At 62.2% G+C, this 527-nt stretch carries 1 pseudogene; it reads right to left on the bottom strand.

The window, feature by feature from the left end:
* Positions 1 to 70 precede the first annotated feature (70 nt).
* Positions 71 to 527, bottom strand: a pseudogene (locus tag AC0L3U_RS38375) (phenylacyl-CoA dehydrogenase); the annotation flags it as partial.

Raw genomic sequence — 527 nt, 5'->3', positions numbered from 1 at the left:
ATGTTCACCTTCATGAACACCGCTCGCCTGGGTACTGCGCTGCAAGGCCTGGCCCACGCCGAGATCGGTTTCCGGTGGCCGCGTCGAAGTTCATCACGCAGGTAGCGTTGCCGTGGATGCCCATCTTGTGTTCGAGGGAGCCACAGGTTACCGCGTTGCGCTCACCGATCGAGCCATCGGCGTTCGGCAGGAACTTGGGCACGATAAACAGCGAGATGCCTTTGGTGCCGGCCGGTGCGTCGGGCAGGCGGGCCAGTACGATGTGGACGATGTTGTCGGCCATGTCGTGTTCACCGGCCGAGATGAAGATTTTGGTGCCGGAGACTTTGTAGGAACCGTCAGCCTGAGGTTCGGCCTTGGTACGCAACATGCCCAGGTCGGTGCCGCAGTGCGGCTCGGTCAGGCACATGGTGCCGGTCCACTCGCCCGAGACCAGTTTGGTCAGGTAAGCCTCTTGCTGCTCAGGCGTACCGTGCTCGGAGATGGTGTTCATCGCACCGTGGGACAGGCCTGGGTACATGCCCCAC

This window comes from Bradyrhizobium sp. Kon69, assembly GCF_055807515.1.
The sequence above is the reverse complement of the archived record's forward strand: the minus strand, read 5'-3'. Positions and strand labels throughout refer to the sequence as shown.